Consider the following 21957-nt stretch of genomic DNA (forward strand, 5'->3'; position numbering starts at 1 on the left):
CCAATCCCCGGGCGAGATGCATTAAGGCGCCGAGTACCTCAACATAGTTGTGCGCGAATGGCGATTGGCACGGGAACTACCAGGCTGGAAGACCTTGCCGCGCTCGCCGGAGTGTCGGTGTCGACCGCGTCGCGCGCGTTGAACGACCATCCCGCCATCAGCACCCGTACCAAGCAGAAGATCTGGTCGCTGGCACGCGATCATGACTATCCGTTCCGGCGCCACATGCCGACGGGACCGATCGGTGCGGAAGGGTCGGTAGCTATCGTGACGCCGCACCTGCGCGGGCGCGCCCTGCCCTTGTCTCACCCTTTCTTTCTCGAGTTGCTGGCCAGCATCGGTGAGGCGGCACGCGCGCGCAGCTGCGATTTCACCGTCAGCCATACCGCACCCGCCAATTACGACGATCTGGTTCTGGCAGCCACGACCAGCCGGGCGAACGGAGTCATCTTCCTGGGGCAGAGCATGCTCCACGACGAGCTGAACCAGCTCGCGGAGACGAACACGCGCTTCATCGTTTGGGGCGCGCAGATGCCGAAGCAGCATTATTGCTCGGTCGGGTCGGACAACCTGCTCGGCGGACGGCGCGCGACGGCGCACCTGGCCCGCCTCGGGCGCAAGCGGATCATGTTCCTCGGCAGCACTGATCCCGAAGCGATGCTGCGTCGCCGCGGCTATCGCGAGGCACTGGCGGAATGCGGTCTGGATTTCGACCCCGAACTGATCGTGCCAGTCGACTTCGAAATGGAACCCGCCGAAGACGCGGTGTCGCGGCTGCAGCGGCGGGGGGTTCAGTTCGACGGGATCGTCGCGTCGAGCGACTTGATCGCGCTGGGGGCGATCCGGGCGCTCCAGCGGGCGGGGCTGTCGGTTCCTGCGGATGTGTCCGTCGTCGGATATGACGACATGCTGCTAGCTCGGCTCAGCACTCCGGCGCTCACCACCGTTCGGCAGGACACCCAGGAGGCGGGGCGGATCCTCGTCTCGCGCCTGCTCGACCCAGTCCCGGACACGCGTTCCGAACTGCTACCGACCAATCTGATCGTGCGGGAGTCCTGTGGTGCCTGAAGCGTCCTCCAGCAGCGAGGCCAGAGCCGTCGCCCACCTCAAGGGTGTCACCGCCGAGCGCTTCCACCAAGAGATCGTCCCCGCCGGCCGCCCGGTAGTTCTTCGCGGTCTGGTGCGCAGCTGGCCGGTGGTCGCGGCGGCGCAGGAATCGGGCGCGGCGCTGGGCACCTATCTGGGTCGTTTCGACCGCGACCGGCCACTGGGCGCGATGGTGGGTCCGCCGAAGATCAAGGGACGGTTCTTCTACAACGACGAGCTTACCGGCTTCAATTTCCGGCGGCAGAGCGTCAAGCTGACCGGTGCGTTCGAGTTTTTGTTGCGCGCTGCGGGAGAGGCGGAGCCGCCGGCATTCGCCATCCAGTCTGCGCAGGTGTGGAACAACCTGCCTGGTTTCGAAGCCGAAAATCCGATGCTGCTGCTAGGCCCCGAGGTCGAACCGCGGGTGTGGATCGGCAATCGCGTGATCGTCGCCGCCCACCACGATCCCAGCGAGAACATCGCCTGCGTCGCCGCCGGGCGCAGGCGCTTCACGCTCTTCCCTCCGGAGCAGATCGCCAACCTCTATATGGGCCCGATGGAGAAGACACCCGCGGGCACCGTGGTGTCGATGGTCGATTTCGACAATCCCGATTTCGAGGCACATCCCGGTTTCGCGCAGGCAATGGAGGCGGCGCTGGTCGCGGATCTGGAGCCTGGGGACGCGCTGTTCATCCCATGCATGTGGTGGCACCATGTGCGCTCGCTCGACAGCATCAACATGCTGGTCAATTACTGGTGGGGCCCGGCCAAGGCGGACAAGAGCCACCCCATGGACGCCATGTTCCATGCGATGCTCACGATCCGCGAGTTGCCCGAGGCGCACCGCGCGGCGTGGCGTGCGCATTTCGACCATTATGTCTTCGGCGGAGAGGGGGCAGGCGCGCACTTGCCCGGCGCTCGCCAGGGTGTCCTGGGTCCGCTGGACGAGAAGCTGCGGACCGAGCTCAAGGATGCCATCCAGCGCGGTCTGACCCGCGGATAGCGCTCAGCGTCGCTCGACGGGTCCGCAGGGGGCAACAGCGGGATCGCCGAAGCCGGTCACCCTGGCACCCAGAGCAAGGCGGAACCCGGAATGACACGCGAGGATCGCCGACGCGGTTAGCCCCTGGACATCGATGTCCGAAAGCGCGGCCTTGCCGGCGCTGCGAAGCACGGCGACATGAGTGCCGGGCGCCACCACATGGATGCCGCGCAGCGTCACGCCCGACACGGAAGAGCCGGTGAACATCAGGGCTTCCTCGCTGCTCTCGACGATATCCAGACGGCTTACGTCGATCGCCGCCCCGATCGGCGCATCGAGCGCATAGAACCACAGCGCACCGACCCCGTGGAGCCAATTGGGATCGAAGCTGCCCGCGCGCAGCAACAGGTTATCGGTAATATCGAAGCGTCCGGCGAGCGGCACCGCCTTGAAGCGGTTGCCGAGATGAAGCCCGCCGCCCTGGGTGATCGTATCCGCCACGACGTTGCCCCGAACCTGCATGTCGCGCCCGCCATAGATTGCGATGCCGTTGGCGAGCACCGGCGCGATGACGGTGTTGTTGCGGAAAACGATGTTCCGGTTCGCTTCCTTGCTCGACCACGCCGCCAGCCCGTCGTCGCCGGTACCGCGGACGAAGCTGTTCTCCATCACCGCGTCGGATACCCCCCGATGAAAGTTGAGACCGTCCGCCGTCATGTCGAAGATGCGCAGCCCCGAGGCCCGGATGCCTTCCATCGGGCCGTCGAACCAAAGCCCTACCTTATGATGCTGGAGCCACAATCGCTCGATGCGGGAACCACCGCCCATCGCACCGCCGATACCCGACAGCGCCAGCGTGTCTTTGCGCTCGGTGACTTCCCCCAGCACCGCAAAGTCTCGCAGCACCACGGCCTGGGACGGATGCGGCGCTTCGCTGCCGTAGAAGCCCAGCCCCTCGCCACGCAGCACGCTGTGCCACATGCCCGCGCCCGCGATCGTGACGCGGTCGACCGCGACCTGTCCGTCGATGCGATACGTGCCGGGTGGAATCCACAGCGTCCGCCCCGCCGCCTTGGTCGCCGCCACGGCGCGTCGGAACTCGGCTCCGGAGTCGCGCCTACCCTCCGCATCCACGCCGAACCGAAGCAGCGACAATGCGCCTGCCGGCTTCGGCAGCGGCGGACCAACGCGCTCGAAGTCCGCGAGGTCGACCGCGACCCAGGGTGCGCGATCCTGCTCGGCAAGCCTCAATTGCACCCGCGTGCCCCGGGGCAGCGTTCGGGGCAACCTTAGCCGCGCATGGTCGAAGAAATGGTGCCCCCCACCCTGGGCAGGATCGTTGCTGAAGGGATAGCGGCCGTAATACCAGCCATAGCGCGACGTCAGCGGCAGCTCCGCGATCCGCTCGCCGGCTACATAGACGCCGATGGTCGCATCTAGCCCCTTCCCGTCGGCTCCATCGGGAATCGCATAGCGCAGGGTGAGGGCATTTGCCGGCCGGCCCAGGGTGAAGGTGACGTGCTTGCCAAGTCCCTCGAGCCGGACCGCCTGGCGGCCCGAAGCCTCCGCCGCCAGAGTGCCGAAACGTCGGTCCGGGCCTATACGGGCGCCGTTGGTCTCGGCGTTTTCCGCTTCATATTCAACGAAGGGCACGCGCGCGCCGCGACCGGCGATCAGGCCTGGGTCGACTGCAGCAATCGTGGCGCGTGTAGCGCTCGGACGAGATTGCGCGGAGGCACAGGCGGAGAGCAGGAGGGCAGAGCCCAGGAGCGCGCGCGGGCGTTTCACGCCCCTTCCACAATGGCCGCCAGCATGTCGTCGTGCAGCGGCAGCGCAGCCACGCGCCGCTCGATTGCGGCGCGTGCCTGGCCGAGCCGGTCGCGGAGCAGCTCCGCCGGCATCGCGTCCGCGACCGGGTGATAGTCGCCCGGCTCCAACCCCTGGCCGTGGAGGATGGCGAACCAATTGGTGTCGCGGAACAGTTCCATGCCACCCGCGCCCGCCTCCCCGCGCGCGCGGAAGCGGTCCAGCCGCGCCAGCAGCGAGTCCGGAAGCCGCATGGCGCGGCAGTGCCGCCAGAACGGCGTGTCCTCCCTTTCAGTCAGCGCGTAATGCGCGATCAGGAAGTCGCGGATGCCCTCATAGAGTACGGCCATCTCGCCATTGAAGCGCTCCACCAGCGCAGGATCGGGCGTTCCTTGCGGAAACAAGGCCAGCAGCTTGGCGATCCCGGCCTGAACAAGGTGGATGCTGGTCGACTCTAGCGGCTCCAGGAAGCCGGAGGCGAGGCCAAGCGACACGCAATTGCCCACCCATTGCCGCCGACGATAGCCGGCCGCGAACCGCAGCATCCTCGGCTCGGCGGTAGGGGGGCCGTCGAGCTGGTCGAGCAGCGTGCGGGTCGCCTCCTCTTCACTGGCGAAGGCGTCACAATAGACATAGCCGTTGCCGGTTCGATGCTGCAGCGGAATGCGCCACTGCCAGCCGGCGTCGCGTGCAGTGGCATGGGTGAAAGGCGGCAATACCGGCAGGCGCTCCGAAGGCACGGCGATCGCGCGGTTGGCCGGCAGCCACTCGCTCCAGTCGACATAGCCCGCGCCCAGTGCCTCCTCGATCAGCAGCCCGCGAAAGCCCGAGCAGTCGACGAACAGGTCGCCTTCGAAGCGCCGGCCGTCGTCGAGCGACAGCGAACGGATGCCTTCGCGTTCGGGCTCGCGTTCGACGGAAACGACCTGCCCTTCGACGCGCTTCACCCCAATCGTCTCGGCATGGCGGCGCAGGTGCCCGGCGTACAACCCGGCATCGAACTGGAATGCGTAGTTGATCTTCGGCAGAGTCGCGGGCGACCCGGGCGGGGTCCGCCCAAAACGGCCCCGGCGCGCCGCCAGCGCCTCGGCATTGAAATGGTCACGGTCGAGCGGTTCGCCCTCACGCATCGCGCGGAGCATATAGTGCGTGAAGGCGATGCCGTTCATGTCGGCGCCGTAAAGGCCGAAGGAATGCAGGTAGCGGTGGCCGATCCGCAGCCAGTCGACGAACTCGATGCCCAGCTTGAAGGTCGCCCCGGTCGCGCGGATGAACGCGTCTTCGTCCAGGCCGATCAGCTTGTTGAACAGCGTAATCGGCGGGATCGTCGCTTCGCCGACCCCAACCGTACCGATCGCGTCGGACTCGATCAGCGTGATCGCAGGCCCGCGAGGGCCGAGCACGCGCGCCAGGGCAGCCGCGGCCATCCACCCGGCAGTGCCGCCACCCACGATGACCAGCCGCCGAATGCGCGCCGGCGCGGTCACCGTGACCTCTTTCGCGCGGCGATGTAATCGGCGATGCCGGGCATGGTCCGCACCTGCTCGGCGATTACGTGCAGCAGTTCCTGGAGCTTGCCCATCTGCTCTCCAGGCGGCGTTCGCTCGACCGCCGGATCGGAATCCGCAGGCACCAGCCCATGCCCGATCAGCATCGCTGCCCAGCTTTGCGCGAGAAAGGTCTCGTCGTCATAATGCGAGAGCAATCCCCGTGCCCCGAATAGCGCGAGGCGGGCGGCAAGCCGTGGCGGGAGGTCGCCCGCGCGTGCGCCGGTCCAGAACGGCTCGGTTCGCCGTGACAAGCGGTAGTGCGCGAGCTGAAAGTCGCGGATGTTCGAGATGTGCGAAGCCATGGCGCGATCATATTCACGCGCCTCGGGCATGGCGTTACGATCAACGGGCCACGACGCCACGAGGTTCGAGACTGCCAGCTGCAGGAGGTGGAGTTCGACACCATCCAGCCGCTCCAGCGTGACTGCGCCCTCGCCCACCGCGATGCAATTGCCGATCCAGCTTTGCCGCAGCGCGCCCGCCGCGCGGGGTCGTATTGCCCGCAAGCCTCCGGCATCGACGCCGGCATCGGCCAGCAGACGACGCGCTGCGTCCTCATCGGAGCGCCCCTCGATCGCAAAATGCCCCACCAGGGCGGTGAAGCCCTGCACCGGGAACAGCCCGATCCAGCCCGCGGTGCCGGCAAGGATGCGGGCATGCGCAGGCGGCGGATCAAGCGGCGGGAGCGCGCCCGTCACTATCCGGTCGGCAGGAAACCAGTGGCGCCAATCGTCGAACGCCGCACCTGCCATGCCTCCGATCAGCGCCCGCTCCGCACCCGATGCGTCGATGAACAGGTCGGCCTCGATCCGCATGCCATCCTCGAGGACTACGGCCTTCAGCCGCTCGGGCCGGCCCTCCACGCGGATGCTGCCGGAAGGCAGAAGCTCGATGCCTGCCGCCACGCAGCCCTGACGCAGCAGCGCGGCGTAAGCGCGCGCCTCGATGTGGTAGCCCGGTGCCGCGGCGACGCTGTCGCCCACGGCGCCCGACGCGATGCGTCCCTGCTTCGCCGATACCGCCGCCAACGAAAACTCCTCGAGCGGAACACGCATCCCCCGCCGCCGGGCGAACGCCCAAAACTGCACGAAGTCGACATTGTTGATTGCCGGCCGCGAAAGGTCGTAACCATGGATGAACGCCCCGCCGGGTGCGTCCCAGCCCATGAACTGCTGACCCATCACGGGCGTCGCTTGGCAGTGTGTGAAAAGCGCCGCCTCGTCCAACCCCAGCAACGCGTGGAGACTGGCGAGCGAAGGCAGCGCGGAATGGACATCCATCGGCTGCAGCATCGAGGGGAGCTCGACCACCCGCACGGAAACACCGATCCGGCGAAGCGCCCGGTGCAGACCAAGCGCGAGGATCCAGGCGGCGGCATCGCGTCCGACCACCGCCACGCTGCGGATGGGCGCGGACGTCAAATGCCCCACTCCCCATAGTCGCTAACGAAGGCGTCATGCTCCGACATACCTGAAACACCCGCGGCCACTTCGGAGCGGATCGCGACCAGCCACGCGTCGAGCTCGGACATCGGCATGGCTTCGGCGAGCGGATGCACTGCGCGGGGCTCCAAGCCTTGGCCGAAGAGCACGCTCACCCAGCTCGGCGGCGAGAACAGGCCCTCGCCATATCGCGGTACGCTGCCACGGTGGCGGAAGAGCGCGATCTTCTCCGCGAGGCTGTCCGGTACCGCCATATCGCGACAGTGACGCCAAAAGGGCTCGTCGCGGCGGTTGGCGTGATAGTGGAGGATCAGGAAGTCGCGGATGCGGTCATATTCCACGTCCATCCGCCGGTTGAACTCCGCGGCGAGCACAGCGTCGTCCGGCCGCGTCGGAAACAGCGCGATCAAGTGCATTACCGCCATCTGGATCAGATAGATCGACGTCGACTCCAGTGGCTCCAGAAAGCCGCTGGCCAGGCCCACCGCGACACAATTGCGCGTCCAGCTGTGCTCGCGCCGACCCGCCTGGAAGCGAATGGACCGCGGCTCCATGATCGCAGGCGTCGGTAGATTAGCCAGCAGCGTCTCGCGAGCCGCATCGTCGTCCATGAACGCGCTGGAATAGATATAGCCATTGCCCGTGCGGTGCTGGAGCGGGATCTGCCATTGCCAACCCGCCTCGCGCGCGATCGACCGGGTGTAAGGCGGCACGGTTTCCAGCCTTTCGCTCTGTACCGCCCAAGCGCGGTCGCAGGGGAGCCATTGCGACCAGTCCTCCCAGGCCACGCCCAGCGCCTCGCCGGTCACGGCCGAGCGAAAGCCGGTGCAGTCGACAAACAGGTCGCCGGGAACCACGTTTCCCGATTCCATGCGGATCCCGGCGACGCCGCCGTCCTCGGCCTCTCGCAGTACCTGGACGAACTTGCCTTCGATACGAGTTACGCCGCGCCCCTCGGCTAGCTCGCGGAGATACCCGGCATAAAGGCCGGCATCGAAATGATAGGCGTAATCGTAGGTCGACTGGATCGACGTGAGATCGGTGTCCGGGAAATCGAAGCGGCCGGCACGGCACGCCGCGACCGCCAAGCTATACCTTTCGAGCGGTCCTGCCTTTCCGGCCGCGGCAGCGCGCTGCCAGTGGTGGTGAAAGCCGACGCCCCCCATCGGGCGGCCATATGCGCCGAACGGATGGATGTAGGCGCTACCTGCAACACCCCAATCGACGAATTCGATGCCCAGCTTGAAGGTCGCGTTCGTGCGCCGCATCATATCGGCTTCGATTATGCCGATGGCATCGTTGAATGCCCGCATCTGCGGCAGCGTAGCCTCGCCTACGCCGACGGTTCCGATCTGCTCTGACTCGACCAGGCGTACCGTACAACGCGCACGCGGAAGCAGGGTGGCGAGCGCGGCGGCGGTCATCCAGCCGGCAGTGCCGCCCCCCAGGACGACGACGCGGACGGGATCCATACCCAAGCTGATGTTCTCCTCGAGAGGTGGGTCGGGCTTAGCGCAGTCGCCCGCGGCTGCCAAAAAAAAGGAGCGCCGAAAAGCGGCGCTCCAGGAGGGTGGGAGTAATGCGGATCAGAACTTCACGCGGACGCCCGCGATCAGGCGGCGGTCATTGCGGAACCAGGCGTTGGGACGAAGCAGAGCCCCGTCCTCGACGCCGGTGACCTGTTGCTCGAGCTTGGTGATCGTGTTCAGCAAATTGGTGCCCTGTATGCTGAACTCGATCTTCGGGCTCACCGCGTAGCGGACCGACGCGTCGAGGAAGCCGGCAGCCTTTTGCCACGTCGGCAGATAGGTGCAGCAGTCGACCGCTGTCACCAGGAACTCCGAACGCCAATTATAGGCGACGCGCACCGCCAGCCCCGAACGCTCGTACATGCCGACCAGATTGTAGGTCCATTCGGACAGGCCCTCAAGCGAGTCGACGGTAAGCGTCGTGCCACCCGATCCCGGCTGCGCCTGCCCCCCACCATCGGTGCCGTTCTGCGTCTTCAGACCCGAGTTGGTGATGCCATCATTCTTGACGTACGTAACGTTCGCCTGAACGCCCAAGCCCTTCAACGCGCCCGGGAGGAAGTCGAAGAACTGCTGATAGGCAGCTTCGAAACCATATATCTTGCCGCCGTCACCATTGATCGGCGTGCGAACTTCGATGGAGCGGGTCACGCCATTGTTGGCATAGTCCACCATCTGCGAGCCGTACTGGATGTAGTTCTGGAAGTTCTTGTAGAAGCCGGCGAGCGTCACGGAGCCGACCGGTGAGAAATAATGCTCGAGGCTGAGGTCGAACATGGTCGAGGTGATCGGCTTCAGCGTCGGGTTGTAGCCGCTTGCCGTGTACGCTGCATTTACCCCCACAATTTGCCCCTGGGGATTACGCACATAGCGTGCATCGTTCGGATCTGAGCCCGGCAACCCGCCCGAGATCGTTGTGTAGTTCTTGAGCAGCCCGATGTCTGGACGCGACATCGCCCGCGATGCTGCGAAACGCACCAGCCATTTGGGGGTGAGGTCGAAGCGCAGGTTCAGGCTCGGCAGCCAATTGCGGTGCGTCGTCTCCATCGCGCCGAGCTGCGACCCGCCATTGGCAAAGGCCACCGTATCGGGGCTGCCGGCGATCGCGTAGTCGATGAAGCCCGCCGGCGGCGGACCGGCAGCAATCAGCCCAGCATTGCCGAACAGGAAGCAGCCGAGGGTATAGGGAAGCGCCGGTGCCGGTTGCCCGGCTTCGGCGACGTTGCGCTGGCAGGGGTTTGCCGCCGGAGAGAGAGTGTTCGGGAACACGGTCGCGCCCGACACCTTGTCCTTGGTCTCCACATAGCGCAGGCCGATGTTGCCCGAGAAGCCAACGCCACCGATCGACGCATTGTTGCCGCCGAACTTCAGCATCGCGTACGCCGCCTTGGTCGTCTCCGACACGCGGTTGATCTCATCGTCCCGGAAGCATCCGACCGTTTCGGCACTGCGGCCGCTCACCGAACTGCTGCCGCCGCCGGAGCAGATCGGCATCCACTGGTCCTGGCCTACCCCTAGCGAGTCATAGCCCAGCTGGTTGATGCCGCGGTTCTCGAGTGATTCCATGCTGAAGAACACGAGCTGCTGCGGCGCGCTGCCGAAGAAGTCGTTGCCGAAGTTGCGCACTTCATTGGTACCCGGATAGCCGCGGAAGGCGCCGTTCGGAGCAGTGCGGTCAATGTTCCAATATGCAGACTGGCCGCTGCCCAGGTTCCAGTTGTTGACGATGTTGCCCCAATTATAGGCGCTGTAGCGGACTTCCTGGTCGCGATCGGAGTAGCGCAAGCCTACCTTGAGGGCGTCCAGCCAGTCCCCGTCGAAGTCATAGGTCGCATCCCCGCGGAACGCCCATTCGGTGCCGCGGCTGTCCTCGATATGATCCATCGCGTGGTTGTAGCGATAGTTGTTCGGGTTCGAGAGCCCGCCCGGCGACTGGTTGATGTTGGTAGGCGCAAGGAAGTTCAAGGTAGGCTGGCCGCCGCTTGCGTCGAGCGCCACATTGGCGAACGAGTACTGACCGACCTCGACATCGTAGTTCTGCAGCTCGGCCTTCACATACTGGCCGTCCAGGCTGAAGTGGAGCTGGTCGGACGCCTCGAACTTCAGGTTGAGGCCGAAATCCTGGGTGAGGCGGTTGGATTCGTTATAGCGGGTGACCGCGTTCATGTCCGGTCCGCGCGCATCCGCACCGCACGCTCCGGCCTCGCCGGGGCCCCAGCTATAGCATGGACGCAGCATGTTCTGCCCGCTGCTGTTGAGCGCGATCTGTCCGGCCTCGGCGTCGCTCGCACCCCACCAGGAGAAGTCGGTCTGCTGGTTGACTAGAACGCCGGTCTCGAAATTACCGTCGTCATCGAAGGTGAAGGCGGGCGAACCCGGCGCCGGGCGCGGAATACGGCTGGCGTTCGGGCCGCCATTGGAGAACTCGAAGTCCGCCGGGAGCGCAAACAGGTCGGTCAGGTAGCTGATCGCGCCGCGCTCGCGCCATTTCTCTTCATATTTGGAGCGGTTGTACTGCGCGGTGGCAAGGAAGCGGCCCGAAGTGTCCTGGAACTGCCCGGCCAGCGCGATACCGGTACGGCTGCGGTCATAGACTGTGTCGCGCAGGCCAACGCTAGAAGGGATGTACTGCTTGCCCGGGCCGTAGACGCCGTCGAACACCGCCGTGCGGCCATAGACGACGCCATAGGTCTGCGACTGGATTTCCGAATAGGCCACGTTGCCGAGAAAGCCGAACTCACCGATGCCGGTTTCGAAGCGCGTGCTGTACAGCGCCGAGAGGTCGGGGGTGAGCGTCTTCGACACGTCACCATAGTTCGCGTTGACGCCGACCTGGAGCAGATCGCCCTTCTGGTCGAACGGCACGCGGGTGCGCAGGTTCACCGAGCCGGCGATCCCGCCCTCGATCAGTTCGGCGGTCTGGTTCTTGTAGCTGTCGACACCCGCCATCAGCTCCGGCGAAATGTCGCCCCAGCTGAGCCCGCGCGACGAGTTCGCGCTGAACGTATCCCGCCCGTTGAATTCGGAGCGGACCTGGGAGAGGCCCCGGATCAAGATCCCTGACGGATCGGCGGAGAAGTGCGAGGTGTCGTCGCTCGCGGCGAAGCGATTGACCGAGATGCCGGGCACCCGCTGAAGCGCCTCGGCCACGGACTTGTCGGGGAAAGCGCCGATGTCGGTAGCGGTAATGGTGTCGACAACGGTGTCGGCGTTGCGCTTGATGTTCTGCGATGTCTGCAGAGCCTGGCGCGTTCCCGTGACGATCACGTCCTGCGACGTCTCAGGGTCGGCAGTACCGGGGGCGACTTCCTGCGATGTGGTGACCGTGGACTCGGGGTTGCCGCCGGTGGCTTGCGGCGTCTGAGCATCCTGCGCGTACGCCGGTGCTGCCAAAAACAGCGCAGCAGCCAACACGGACATCGACGTGCCGCCGCGCCAATCCCGGTCCGCAATTGAGTGCGAAAATCGAACGGACATTGATCCTCCCCTTTTTTTTGCTTCTTTTTATGCGCCTCCGCCTTCACGCGAACGGCTTCTACGCAAATTCATGGAACCAGGTTGAGCCGAGCCGTGAACCCTTCTCAAGCGCAAATTTTTTCACGCCGCAGAAATCGCCTTCGGGCTTGTGTCTTTGCACAATACCTTACCAGCAGGGAGGTAGCCGACCGAACGACGACTCGTCAATCTGCTCACGAGTGCAAATTTACGCAAACGCAATAGCAGCCTGTCTGCACACTTAGTTTGTACCGAGTACCCCAGCGCCCGTTGCGATTGCGGCTGCGCTGCCCCTGCCCTATGCCTGGGTCATCGCAGGCACATCGTTCGCAGCGCCGCTTGAAACCGCCCGGCTGCTTAACGCCAGCCGCACCCCTCGGACAAGCGTCCGTCAGTCCCGAGCTCGGCGGCAGTTCCCCCACATTGCGGTTAGGCCTGAAAGGGCTGAGGGCGAACCTGCCTATTGGGCAGAAAGACGCCGTCCTTGAGCGATCGCTCTATGTCCTCCAGACTACGACCCGCTGTTTCCGGCACCAAGCGAAAGATAAACAGCCAGCCAAGGGCATTGAGTCCGGCGTACAGCCACATGGCCCCTCCAACGCCGAGCGCCTTCGTTACCGATAAGGCAGTGCCCGTCAGCAGCAGGTTCGATCCCCACAGCATCGCGGCGTGCGCGCCAAGTGCCTGGTCGCGGATCGAAAGCGGGTAGATCTCCGAGCCCGTCAGCCAGCCAACCACCTGGATGCCGCCAGAGTTGAAGACCATGAAGACGATGAGGCAGCCAACGACCCACCAAGGCTGCAGCGACCCGGCCAGATCGAAGTGGAGGACTGCGCCGAGCACAAGCAGTGCCGCAATCGCGCCGGGGATCATCAGCAAGCTGAGCCTCCGGCGGCCGACGCGATCGACGATGAGCTTCCCCACGAAAGTCATTACGAGGTAAGTGATCGCCACGCCCAATGCCGACCACAGGGCTGCCACAGGGCCGAAGCCCGCGTCTTTCAGGAAGGTGGGCGTGTAATAGATCATCATCTCGATGCCGCTGAGCTGGGTGAATGCCGCGACTCCTAGCCCGGCAATCAGCGCGGGGCGTAGCCACGGCTGCCGCATTGCCCGCCAACCGGTCTCGGGCTGCTCGTTGATCCGGCCAACCATCTCCTGCATGTCCGAGATTTCGGCACGGACTTCTGCCGAGGTCTCCCGAACTTTCTGCAATACCTTTGCCGCTGCTTTAGGACGATAATGCTCGACCAACCACCGCGGACTGCCAGGAAGCTTGATCATGCCCAACAGGAGCAGGATCGACGGTACGACCGCCACACCGAACATCCAGCGCCAAGTGAATAGGTTGTGCCCCGCAACGCCGACGACGGCTGCCAACAGGATGCCGATCCCTATCGACACGTTGAAATAGGTGACCAAGCTGCCGCGCTTCTCGGGCGGCGCTAGTTCCGCGATGTACGCGGGCACGATCTGCGTCGAGCCGCCTACTGCAATCCCAAGGCAGAACCGCGCACCAGCGAGGAACCACGGGCCGGGCGCCAGCGCCGCCGCCAGCACGGCGACGCTATAAACGCCCGCAACGATCATGATCGTCACGCGCCGCCCCAACTTGGCGGACAAGTACGTTGAACTCAACGCGCCGAAGACCGCGCCTGCTAGGATGGCGGCAGTAACCAGCTCCTGTGCGCGGTAGCCGAGATCAAACTCTTGCGCGATTTGCGGAAGCGCACCCGAGATGATGCCGGTGTCGTAGCCGTACAGGCCTCCGGCGGTAGCGGCGACTGTCGCCACCATCGTCATATAGGTGCCAGGCGCTAGTTGGTTGGTAATGATCGCAGCGTTCGGGGCCATCGGGGAGGTCCTCTGTCGAGGCCAGCCGGGTACACGAGCGCTGTGCGCAGGACACTTAACCAGGTGAGCAGTCCCACTCTCGTGCCAGCGCAATCCCTTGGGCACCGGTTGAGTTGAACGCAAGGCGGGCTCATGGTGACGCATGGAGCTTCCTTGACTTAGAAGGCGATACCACTGGCAAGGCAATCACAAGCACCGGATCGGCGGCGGAACCGTCATGCATGGATCGTATGCGGCCCATCTCCACAAGTGCGGTGGAAGGTTGCAAGTGCGGGTTTCTAAGCTCCTTGGCTCTCCAAGCGTTATACGGCCGTGAAGGAGCACCTCTCGGAATCGCTTAACCGCAAACACATCAAGGCTGCGAGTCGCGAGCGGGTCACCGGATTAACTGCATCGGTAATCTCCTGCGGCTAGGTTCCCATTAGCGCAATCATTCCCCGGCACGCTGAGCACACCACGGAAGGGAGAGCTTAGATGTCGTTTGTTTTGCCTTCATTGCTCCGCCATGCTCGAGGCCGGACAAAGGCCTGGCGCCGAGGCGTTTAAGGCAATGCAGTTCGTGCAATGTGACCCGGTCTAGATAACTCTCCGGGTTCGGTGCTACTGACGATTCGGGTTCTACTCGCAGCCGATCCCATCGATGCCGCAGTCAAGGTGGGCAGCGTAGCCAGGCTCGCCTCGCGCTCTCGGCGAGCTCACGCACGTCAAGAACACGGGGCATGTGGAGCAAATCGAGCAAGATCGAAGCCCGAATCCTGAATGTCCGAGTGGGCGATCGCCAATTTTGCGTGGCTGGCAGGGGAGCAGTTGAGATAGTAGACGAACTCTGGCTTGGGTTCAGGTTCCGTCGTCGGTTCAGGCTTTGAGGGTGGCTCCACGAAGGCCTTCTCCATGGCAGGCTACCTCCGCTGGGGCATAGCCTCGGCCGTGTCGGCCTCTTTCGGCACGATCAAGGCGCTACCTGCGCTCTCCGTGGTAGTGGCGACACTTGGCGAAGTCGCCGGACTTTGATCGCCCGCGCTACACCTGCCGATCATGAACAGCACGCCGAACACCACTGCAACTCCAATGCATCCCCGCCTTCTTGCTTCTTAGGAATCTTCCCTTCCCGGGGGCAGAGGACTCAATAGGAGTCAATTGGCTCGCTGAGGCAAGACTCGGTGCACGAGAGTCCGACTTGGCATGATGCCGACGCCACCACCGCTACAGGACTTTCTCGCGCAGCAACTGGAGGGTGCGGCTGACGGCGCGCACGAACAATAGCGCGCGGCGGGCGGAGAGGTCGAGCAGCTGCCGGTGCACTCCGGCGCGCTGTAGAGGGTAATCACAGTCATCTCCATCTGACCGCCAATTTGGATATATGACGGAGCACATAGGGACCTTCACGGAAGCGGCGGGTCAGATCAGCGATTGATAGACGCCCACACTTGCAAATATCTTTATATTCTAATCGCACGATCCCCACGGCAAGCAGAGCCCTATTTCCTCCAGCGCCCGCACAAGCACACGCCCGCGCTACCCTTGCCCCTATCTAACGTGAGCGGCATTGCTCGGCGGGACGAGCAAGGGATTATCATGGGAACAGTTAGAGCTCTCCAAGAGCGCATCATCGAGATTGCCACGCAAGGAGACGCGGCGTGGTTCGAGAAGCACCCAGACAGCCGCATTCGCATCCGCAATGCTGTTTCAATGGAGTTCAATGAGAATTTGGGCGAGCCGCCCTTGGGCATGTCATGGCGCGCGCTCGTAGTGGAAGCCCAACCTGGGGCTCGGGCACGTCAACCGATTGCTCTTCCCCTTAGCGTGCCCAATGACTCGTTGGATGAGCAGGAACTCTTCGCCTTGTTTATTCAGGCTGCGCCACCTGAGGCGAAGGGCATCATCGATCGCCTACGTCGGATCAAGGTGCCTGCAGAGCCGACGCCGGCGGGCTGAGCCTATGGCAATTAGCGGTCCTCGATCTCTGCAACCGGCCCGCGCGCAGCTGCAATACGCCAGCGCTTGCCCATCGCCGCCAACTGATCGTTCATCCATACAAGCGGCGGCAGTTCGCGGCCGCTCAGAATATCGGGGTCACCGCTACCCTCAAAGTCGAAGATATAATCAGCAACGAGCTGCCTGATAACGGCGCTATAGTCCTCTGTTTCCAGACCATCCACCTCTGCTGAAGGAGGAGGATTCTCAGCCAACTGCCGCAGTTCGTCGAGCTTGCGGTCGCGATCGGCGATCTGGTCATCCTTGAGCTTTAGTCGCTCGCCTAGAGTGTCCAGCCGGGCTGCGAATGCCCACCGTGCTGCGGCGTAGGCGGCGCCAAATGCGAGCGCGAGCACGATCAGGAACACGAATGGAGCCTGACCCATGACGCCCCATTGCCTCTCGAGGTAGGATAGCAGACCCATAGTCCGTTCTTACCCGAAGTCCGAAGAACAGCATATCGAGGCCTCGCGATCTCCGGTCGCGGACGCGGCTTCATTGAAGATACTGATTTCACACACCAAACCTGGTCAGCCTGGTTAATCCCTCGGCTTAAGCCGGGTCTTGGTTGTGCGCCTTATCCCCTTTTGACCCGCTGCCGAAGGATCTGCGGGTACTTCAGGCATGGGTGCCCGCAGATCTGCAGTATGGTACCGGTGAAGGTGCCATTTCACCGCTCCGCCCGTGAGGAAACGTCATGCGAAAGATCATGAAAGTCGTTCTCGCTGGCGCCGCATTGTTGGCTGCTCCCACCGTAACCGCTCGCGACAACCCCGATGCTCAGTTGCAGAAGCTGCTAGCCCGTCGGGTTGCCGGCGAGCCGGTGAGTTGCATCGACGCGGGCCGCGCCACCTCCACCGCGATCATCGATGGCAGGGCGATCGTGTATCGCCTGGGCAGCAAGCTCTACGTCAACGTGCCGCGCTCCTACCCGCAGTCGCTGCGCAACGACGACATATTGGTGACGCGGACCTTCAGCTTTCAGCTTTGCAACACCGACACCGTGAACATTGGTCGACCGGTTCTCTGGCTTCCCCGGCGGCCGACCTTCCCGGGCAAGTTCGTGCCATACACCAAGCCGAAGCAGGCGCTATAAAGGCGACAGGATCGGTTGCAGATAGCTCCCAGTCCGGCTCTGCGCGCAGCCTGCAGTGAAGGGGCAAAGACGCGTAGGCGGGTGCCTTGGTAATGCTTACTGATCAAAGTGAGGAAGTGGAACGCCTACTCCAGCCGGTGCTTCTTCAAGCGATTGAAGGAGCTTATCATGACCCACTTTCCAAAGCCGCCCTTTCCCGAGCAGCCGCAGCCGATTCCTGGAAGCACAGCCGCCATGGACCCTAAGCCTGATCACGGGGAGGAAAGCTACCGCGGCTCAGGAAGGCTGACGGGGAAGAAGGCCGTCATCACGGGCGGGGATAGCGGCATCGGACGGGCTGTGGCTATCGCCTTCGCTCGTGAGGGCGCTGACGTTCTCATTGCCTATTTGAGTGAGGATCAGGATGCTGAGGATACGGCTCGGCTGATACAGGAGGCGGGGCAAGAGGCTGTGCTGGTGCCAGGCGACATACAGGATGCCGCTCACTGTCGCGCGATCATCGCCAAGGCAGTTGCAGAGTTCGGACGCATCGACATTCTCGTCAACAATGCGGCTCACCAGCAAACGTTCGATGACGTTTCAGAAATCTCCGATGAGGAGTGGGAGATCACCTTCCGCACTAACATCCACGCGATGTTCTATCTGACGAAAGCGGCGACGCCCCACATGGGCGAAGGCTCAGCGATCATCAATACAAGTTCGGTCAATGCCGACACGCCCAGCCCTCAGCTTCTTGCATACGCCACAACCAAGGGGGCTATTCAAAACTTCACCGGAGGCCTCGCTCAGCTACTGGCTGAGAAAGGGATTCGAGTTAATTGCGTTGCACCGGGGCCGATCTGGACTCCACTGATTCCGTCAACGATGCCTTCGGAGAAGGTCAAGACCTTCGGCGAGCAGGTGCCAATGAAGCGTCCAGGACAGCCGCGAGAGCTTGCACCGGTTTACGTCATGCTGGCGAGTGACGAGGCAAGCTATGTCTCGGGCGCCACGGTAGCAGTAACTGGCGGAAAGCCGATCATCTGACCTCATGGCGAGGCGATCGGGTCGACGGGAAGGGCTGAGCTCTATGTTCAGCCCTTAGAAAAGAGATAAGTTTGCAGGCGTCGCAGAGAGGACGAGCGGCGCTGGCGCGGCATTCAAAGCGCGCCGGCAGATTCTCTTCTACATACGCGGTCACAATAGAGCCCTTCCGAAATACGGGCGCTCGCGCCGGTCATGAAGAAGCCTGCGATGAGCATCAGAGCCAAGGCGCCGACTCCGCCGGCGGTGCCGATTACGCCGTTTTCATCCATTTGACCCGTTAGGCGGATTCCAGCGATCAGGCGCAAGGGTGATAAGGGCTTCGATGCGACCGTGTTGATCAATCCGCCGGGCCGCCTGATTGATGCTCTTCATCGAAAGATTTGGCGATTATATAGTTTGCAAACACAACAGCGGTAGGCGGGCCACCTCGGCTGAAACATACCAGAAATTGATCTGGATTAGTCTAAGGGATAGCCGAAGAAACTCCAAAGCCACGTTTCTGCGTGGATCGTGCCGCTCTTCGCGAAGTGCTGGAAAGGGCGCGTCGCGCCAGAGAGCGAAGCGTCGAGCTAATCAAGAAATCCCGCCGCCAGAGAGGCGAGACAAGCGACGATCAATCTTCTGACTGAACGGGCACAGGCTTATGCCTCGCCACCTTCGTTAGCAGCTCATCCCATCGCGCGTCGTCCTTATCGGCCTCTACCTCGCGGGCGAGTTCCTTGAACTTGTCGGATTGAGTTTTGGGCTCGTCGCTCAATGGAGCCCCCGCCAATGCTGAAAGCGCTGCATGCTATCGCGGAACCGCACGGGATAGATTGCGCATCGTGCGTCCAGTCGTAGCGAGACAACAGCTTGCAGCTCTCGCATGAACGACCGGTTACAATGCCTGATGCGGTTGGATCGGAACGCGGGGAACTGGGGCGTTTGCTGCCACGACCCCGCCCGGTTTGCAGGCGGGGTCCTGACGCTCAGCCGTTCAGCCGGTCCTTCACGGCCTTCGCTGGAGTGAATCCGAGCTTCTTAGAAGCCGCAATCTGGATGGTCTCGCCGGTGGAGGGGTTGCGGCCCTCACGTGCAGCACTGTCCTTCACCTTGAACTTGCCAAAGCCGTTGATGGCGGTCTCGTCGCCGTTAGCGGCGGCGTCGGCGATGGCGGCAAACACACCATCGACGATCTTGCGGGCATCAGCCTTGCTGAGGCTGTTGGTGTCGGCGATGCGTTCAGCGAGGTCAGCGTTGTTCATGTGGTACTCTCTCGTTGTGGAGAGTGGTTCATAACCGCAGATACCGCAGCTTTGCCATCGATCATGCCGTAGATGGTGTCGGCCCATTCCTGGAGCATGCGCCGGCGCGGCGTGATGTAGAGCGCGCTGTTATAGGCACCGCGCACCTCATCGCGTTCGGCGTGGGCGAGCGCCAGTTCGATCCAGTCGGGGCGGTAGTGCTCAGCTTCATTGGCCCAGGTGGAGGCTAGCCCGCGGAAGCCATGCACCGTCTGACGGCCGCGATAGCCCATTCGATAGCAGCCATAGATCATGGTGTTCTGCGAGATGGGTTGTCCCAACTTGTCGCCCGGAAACACAAAGCTGCTGCTACTGTGCTCCCGCAGGGCGATCAGCAGTGCCGCTGCTTGTGTGGATAGTGGCACGAGATGCTCCCGCTCCATCTTCATCCGTTCTGCCCGCACGCGCCAAAGCGGCTCCGCGGTGTCTAATCCCTCGAATTCGTCCCAGGTCGCAAGACGCGTCTCGCTAGTGCGTGCCCAGGTCAGGAGGCTGAACAATAGCGCAGCGCGGGTGATCGCCCGCCGACGCGGGTTCTCTTCGCCGTCATAGCGGTCGATCGCGCGGATTAGATCGGGCAGCTCCCGGAGACCAATGCGTGGCATGTGTCGCGTACGCGGCTTAGGCTTGAGCAGATCGCTAAGGTAGGCCGCGGGGTCCTGATCGGCCCAGCCTTGAGGAATCGCGAAGCGGTAGATCTGACTGACATGCTGCTTGATGCGCCGGCTGACATCGAGCGCGCCGCGCGCTTCAACCGATCGGACCATCGCCAGAACGTCAGCGCTGGTGATCGCACGTAAGTCGCGGCTGCCGAGGGCTGGGAAGGCGTCGCGCTCGAGCCTGGTAAGCAGACGCGAGGCATGGCCAGCGTCCAGGGAAGCGATGCGGTTCTTGTGCCACGCCCGCGCGGCCTGCTCGAAGGTCGTGACCGGCGTCACTGGAGCTTTGGCTCCGGGATCCCTTCCCTGCCCCAGCGCTACCTTTGCCTCGGCGCGGCGCAGCCGCGCCTCTGCCAGGCTGAGCTCGGGATAGCGGCCAAGCGCGAGAAGCTTCTCCTTGCCATCGAAGCGATATTTGAGACGCCACAGCTTCGACCCATTAGGTCGGACCAGGAGGTAGAGCCCGCCGCTGTCGGCAAGCTTATAGTCCTTGGCGCGCTTGGTGGCGTAGCGAGCTTCGAGTTCCTTGAGGGCCATTTGGGGGTACTCCGCAGCTGGTCTGCGCAATTACCCCAGAAAATACCCCCAAATGCAAATCGACGTAGTGGCACTCGGAGGCATCCGGCGAGATGCTGCGGGGCGCTGCGACTCGCATCCAAGCCACGGGAAACAGGCACAAAAAACCCGCCTCAGGATTTCCTGAGACGGCTTGGTTGCTTGTGTGTTGGTTGCGGGGACAGGATTTGAACCTGTGACCTTCAGGTTATGAGCCTGACGAGCTACCGGGCTGCTCCACCCCGCGACAATTGCGATATCGGTTCAGGATACGAACGGAAGGCGAGCCTTCCGCAAGGCCGACTGGCCGTCGCGCCTTATTGGCGCGGTAGCCTAAAGCCGCGGATGCGGCTGCCGGCGCCTGAGGCCAACGAACAAAGTGGATGGGTTTTTTCCGTGCTGTTTTTCTGGGGGACACCGGCTGCAATGCCTGGCGGCGACCTACTCTTCCATCGCTTGAGCGATAGTACCATCGGCGCTGTCTGGTTTCACGTCCGAGTTCGGGATGGGATCGGGTGGGTCACAGACGCTATGGCCACCAAGCAATGAAGCCGGTGTGCCCAGAACGGGTCCCTTGTGGGGACCCGTGAACAGGGGGTTTCGATCGATGCCCGTGCAGGCTGTGTGTAATCATCACGCTTCGAACAAGCGCTCTGGAAGTTATCCAGGGCTGTTGTTGATGGTGGAACTCTCAAGCGCGAATAGGACAATTAGGACCGGTTAGCTCCATGCGTTACCGCACTTCCACATCCGGCCTATCAAGGTCGTGGTCTCCGACCGTCCTAAGAAATCTTATCTCGAGGGAGGCTTCCCGCTTAGATGCTTTCAGCGGTTATCCCGTCCATACATAGCTACCCAGCTGCGCTCTTGGCAGAACGACTGGTACACCAGAGGTATGTTCAACCCGGTCCTCTCGTACTAGGGTCAACTCCTCTCAAATTTCGACGCCCACGGCAGATAGGGACCAAACTGTCTCGCGACGTTCTGAACCCAGCTCACGTACCACTTTAATTGGCGAACAGCCAAACCCTTGGGACCTGCTCCAGCCCCAGGATGTGATGAGCCGACATCGAGGTGCCAAACAACCCCGTCGATATGAGCTCTTGGGGGTTATCAGCCTGTTATCCCCGGCGTACCTTTTATCCGTTGAGCGATGGCCCTTCCACGAGGGACCACCGGATCACTATGACCGACTTTCGTCTCTGCTCGACTTGTCAGTCTCGCAGTCAGGCTGGCTTATGCCATTGCACTCTAACAGCCGGTTTCCAACCGGCCTGAGCCAACCTTCGCGCGCCTCCGTTACTCTTTAGGAGGCGACCGCCCCAGTCAAACTACCCGCCACAGAGGGTCCCAGCACCGGATAACGGTGCGTGGTTAGACAGTAGAGAACAACAGGGTGGTATTTCACATTGTGGCTCCACCACGGCTGGCGCCATGGCTTCAAAGCCTCCCACCTATTCTACACAGTTGTTCTCCACTGCCACTCTGAAGCTGCAGTAAAGGTGCACGGGGTCTTTCCGTCTAACCGCGGGTACTCCGCATCTTCACGGAGAATTCAATTTCGCTGAGCATGTCCTGGAGACAGTGGGGAAGTCGTTACGCCATTCGTGCAGGTCGGAA

At 63.1% G+C, this 21957-nt stretch carries 15 protein-coding genes, 1 tRNA gene and 2 rRNA genes (1 of these 18 cut by a window edge); 5 read left to right on the top strand and 13 right to left on the bottom strand.

Annotated elements, in window-relative coordinates:
* Positions 1-57: 57 nt before the first annotated feature.
* Positions 58-1068 (top strand): LacI family DNA-binding transcriptional regulator, encoded by a 1011-nt coding sequence (locus LZ586_RS04240; protein WP_235078428.1) that lies wholly within the window; start codon positions 58-60, stop codon positions 1066-1068.
* The gene (locus LZ586_RS04245) at positions 1061-2089 is read left to right on the top strand and encodes a cupin-like domain-containing protein (protein ID WP_235078429.1); all 1029 of its coding nucleotides are present in this window, start codon (positions 1061-1063) and stop codon (positions 2087-2089) included. Before LZ586_RS04240 ends, LZ586_RS04245 begins: the two co-directional genes overlap by 8 nt.
* Positions 2090-2092: 3 nt before the next feature.
* Here LZ586_RS04245 and LZ586_RS04250 read toward each other — a convergent pair whose 3' ends face one another.
* The 6 genes from LZ586_RS04250 to LZ586_RS04275 all read right to left on the bottom strand — a co-directional run bounded on the left by LZ586_RS04250 (position 2093) and on the right by LZ586_RS04275 (position 13744).
* Entirely contained in the window at positions 2093-3721 is a 1629-nt protein-coding gene (locus LZ586_RS04250) for a glycosyl hydrolase family 28-related protein (RefSeq protein WP_235078430.1), read from the bottom strand.
* A 131-nt stretch (positions 3722-3852) separates the two neighbouring features.
* Positions 3853-5361 carry a tryptophan halogenase family protein gene (locus LZ586_RS04255; protein WP_235078431.1) on the bottom strand — a complete coding sequence of 503 codons (1509 nt, stop codon included), beginning with the start codon at positions 5359-5361 and terminating at the stop codon, positions 3853-3855.
* A complete protein-coding gene (locus LZ586_RS04260) occupies positions 5358-6845 on the bottom strand; it encodes a tryptophan 7-halogenase (protein ID WP_235078432.1) in 1488 nt (495 codons plus the stop codon). The genes LZ586_RS04255 and LZ586_RS04260 overlap by 4 nt, the downstream gene beginning before the upstream one ends.
* Entirely contained in the window at positions 6842-8338 is a 1497-nt protein-coding gene (locus tag LZ586_RS04265) for a tryptophan halogenase family protein (protein WP_235079731.1), read from the bottom strand. The genes LZ586_RS04260 and LZ586_RS04265 overlap by 4 nt, the downstream gene beginning before the upstream one ends.
* A gap of 114 nt (positions 8339-8452) precedes the next feature.
* Positions 8453-11815: a TonB-dependent receptor gene (locus LZ586_RS04270; RefSeq protein WP_235078433.1), complete on the bottom strand. Its 3363-nt coding sequence runs from the start codon at positions 11813-11815 to the stop codon at positions 8453-8455.
* 504 nt (positions 11816-12319) lie between these two features.
* Positions 12320-13744, bottom strand: a complete 1425-nt coding sequence (locus LZ586_RS04275; RefSeq protein WP_235078434.1) for a sugar porter family MFS transporter — start codon at positions 13742-13744, stop codon at positions 12320-12322.
* 1536 nt (positions 13745-15280) lie between these two features.
* On the opposite strand from LZ586_RS04275, the gene LZ586_RS04280 reads away from it, so the two are divergent.
* On the top strand, positions 15281-15679 hold the full coding sequence (locus LZ586_RS04280) for a hypothetical protein (protein ID WP_235078435.1): 399 nt from the start codon (positions 15281-15283) through the stop codon (positions 15677-15679).
* A gap of 11 nt (positions 15680-15690) precedes the next feature.
* Here LZ586_RS04280 and LZ586_RS04285 read toward each other — a convergent pair whose 3' ends face one another.
* On the bottom strand, positions 15691-16086 hold the full coding sequence (locus tag LZ586_RS04285) for a hypothetical protein (RefSeq protein WP_235078436.1): 396 nt from the start codon (positions 16084-16086) through the stop codon (positions 15691-15693).
* A 341-nt stretch (positions 16087-16427) separates the two neighbouring features.
* Here LZ586_RS04285 and LZ586_RS04290 point away from each other — a divergent pair, with 341 nt between their 5' ends.
* Together LZ586_RS04290 and LZ586_RS04295 are read left to right on the top strand one after the other, a co-directional pair.
* Positions 16428-16814: a hypothetical protein gene (locus LZ586_RS04290; RefSeq protein WP_235078437.1), complete on the top strand. Its 387-nt coding sequence runs from the start codon at positions 16428-16430 to the stop codon at positions 16812-16814.
* A 168-nt stretch (positions 16815-16982) separates the two neighbouring features.
* Positions 16983-17840 carry an SDR family oxidoreductase gene (locus tag LZ586_RS04295; protein WP_235078438.1) on the top strand — a complete coding sequence of 286 codons (858 nt, stop codon included), beginning with the start codon at positions 16983-16985 and terminating at the stop codon, positions 17838-17840.
* Between the two features lie 113 nt (positions 17841-17953).
* Here the strand turns inward: LZ586_RS04295 and LZ586_RS04300 are convergent, their stop codons facing one another.
* The 6 genes from LZ586_RS04300 to LZ586_RS04325 form a co-directional block, all read right to left on the bottom strand.
* A complete protein-coding gene (locus LZ586_RS04300) occupies positions 17954-18109 on the bottom strand; it encodes a hypothetical protein (protein WP_235078439.1) in 156 nt (51 codons plus the stop codon).
* A 699-nt stretch (positions 18110-18808) separates the two neighbouring features.
* Positions 18809-19084, bottom strand: a complete 276-nt coding sequence (locus LZ586_RS04305) for an HU family DNA-binding protein (RefSeq protein WP_235078440.1) — start codon at positions 19082-19084, stop codon at positions 18809-18811.
* A complete protein-coding gene (locus LZ586_RS04310) occupies positions 19081-20319 on the bottom strand; it encodes a tyrosine-type recombinase/integrase (RefSeq protein WP_235078441.1) in 1239 nt (412 codons plus the stop codon). The genes LZ586_RS04305 and LZ586_RS04310 overlap by 4 nt, the downstream gene beginning before the upstream one ends.
* 188 nt (positions 20320-20507) lie before the next feature.
* Positions 20508-20584: transfer RNA gene (locus LZ586_RS04315), tRNA-Met, on the bottom strand.
* Between the two features lie 181 nt (positions 20585-20765).
* A 5S ribosomal RNA gene (gene rrf, locus LZ586_RS04320) occupies positions 20766-20880 on the bottom strand.
* 147 nt (positions 20881-21027) lie between these two features.
* Positions 21028-21957 (bottom strand): 23S ribosomal RNA (locus tag LZ586_RS04325) (it continues 1861 nt past the right edge of the window).

It is taken from the genome of Sphingomonas sp. S2-65 (genome assembly GCF_021513175.1).
Lineage (GTDB): Bacteria > Pseudomonadota > Alphaproteobacteria > Sphingomonadales > Sphingomonadaceae > Sphingomonas.